Annotated in this window: 1 protein-coding gene; it reads right to left on the reverse strand. The window is 43.0% G+C overall.

The genetic code is table 11. The annotated features are described in order from the left end of the window. Window positions 1-1,846 (reverse strand): Ig-like domain-containing protein (locus tag H5126_RS21165; protein WP_259418325.1); only part of this gene is annotated, 1,846 nt, incomplete at both ends.

Raw genomic sequence — 1,846 nt, forward strand, 5'->3', positions numbered from 1 at the left:
CTGCTGCGTTTATTACTGAGTCTTCAAGCACTAGCGTTGTACTGGCTTGGGTGTCTTTTGTAAAGTTGAGGGTGCTTGTTGCTGGATTACCCGCTATATCTTGCGTGCTTACATCTACTGTGTAACCGCCATCAGACAGTGCATTTAAAATACTGCTATCTAATTCCCATTTGCCAGCGTTATCTACACTTGCAGTGCCATTAAATACAGTACTGCCGTCACTGTCTTTAATGATAATTGCTACGCTTTGGTTAGCTTCTACGTCGGTTACTGTGCCTGCTACTTTAGCAGTGCTTTGCTCAGCTGCATTTATAACTGCATCATCGCCCACATTTACAGTTACAGCGCTTTGCGTATCTTTATCAATGTTAAGATCTGCATTTGCGGTATTGCCTGCAGTGTCGGCAGTTGTTGCTGAAACAGTCAGTTCCCCTTCATCAAGGGTCGTTAAATCGAGTGAGTTACTTTGCCATGTACCATCAGCTAAAATAGTCGCTTGCCCTGTTACCGAAGCATTACCATCAGAGACAGTAATGTTAACGATTTTACCTTCTTCTATATTGGCGCTTTGACCATTAATAACTACAGCCGATTTTTCTGCATTATTAATCAATAAGTCGTTGCTTTCGCTTGGAATAGAAATAGAAGCTTGGGTGTCTTTTTCAAAGGTTGTGCTATTTTCGGCTTGGTTACCGGCCTCATCAAATACACTTACAGTAGCAGTAATAGTGCCATCGGCAAGGGTATTAATATCTGCACTATCAACTTCCCAACTGCCGTCGTTATTAATCGTAACATTGTTTATAGTAACGAGTTCGCCACTTTCATCAGTAAAAGTAACTGTTGCTGTATTCGTCGGCTCGATATCAGTAACCTGACCACTCACAACAACATTTGTTTGCTCGTTCGCATTAACTAAGTCATCGCCAGCCCCCATTTGTATGGTGGTTACGGCTGTTTTATCGTGAATGGCGGTGTCTGTAGCGGTTGCTGTATTGCCAGCTTCATCACTGACTGTGGCTGTGGCAGTTAATTCGCCATCGTTAAGACCTGATAAGTTTGCACCGGTAATTGTGTAAGTATTATTGGTAACTGTGGCTTCAAAACTGCGCTCATTACCGGCTTCATCTGTTACTACCACTGTTACCGTTTGGTTGTCTTCAACACCCGTTGTGGTACCTGTAATTTCAACGTTTACGTTTTCATCATTGCCGTTAATTACGTCATCGTTTGTATCGTTGATATCAACTGTTATTGCAACTGTAGTGTCTTTGGTAAAGCTGGTTTCGTTTGTGGCTAAATTACCTTCAACATCTAGTGCGCTAACACTTGCTGTAATTTCACCATCAGCAAGGCCTGAAATATTAGTGGCATTTATTGCCCACTCACCGGCTGCATTAATCGCGACGTCTTCAACCGTGACTTTATCTCCGTTCACATCGGTAAATACCACGGTGGCTGTTTGATTTGCATCGGCTTCATCTATTACACCGCTTACGACTACATTACTTTGCTCTGCAGTATTAATAACAGCGTCATCACCTGTTGCAACATCAATGCTGGTTACGGCTGTTTTATCGTGAATGGCGGTGTCTGTAGCGGTTGCTGTATTACCTGCGACATCACTTACCGTGGCTGTGGCGGTTAATTCACCATCGCTTAAGCCTGATAAGTTTGCACCGGTAATTGTGTAAGTATTGTTGGTAACTGTGGCTTCAAAACTGCGCTCATTACCGGCTTCATCTGTTACTACCACTGTTACCGTTTGGTTGTCTTCGACACCCGTTGTGGTACCTGTAATTTCAACGTTTACGTTTTCATCATTGCCGTTAATTACGTCATCGTT

This window comes from Pseudoalteromonas sp. SG45-3 (assembly GCF_014164075.1).
Taxonomy (GTDB): Bacteria; Pseudomonadota; Gammaproteobacteria; order Enterobacterales; family Alteromonadaceae; genus Pseudoalteromonas; species Pseudoalteromonas distincta.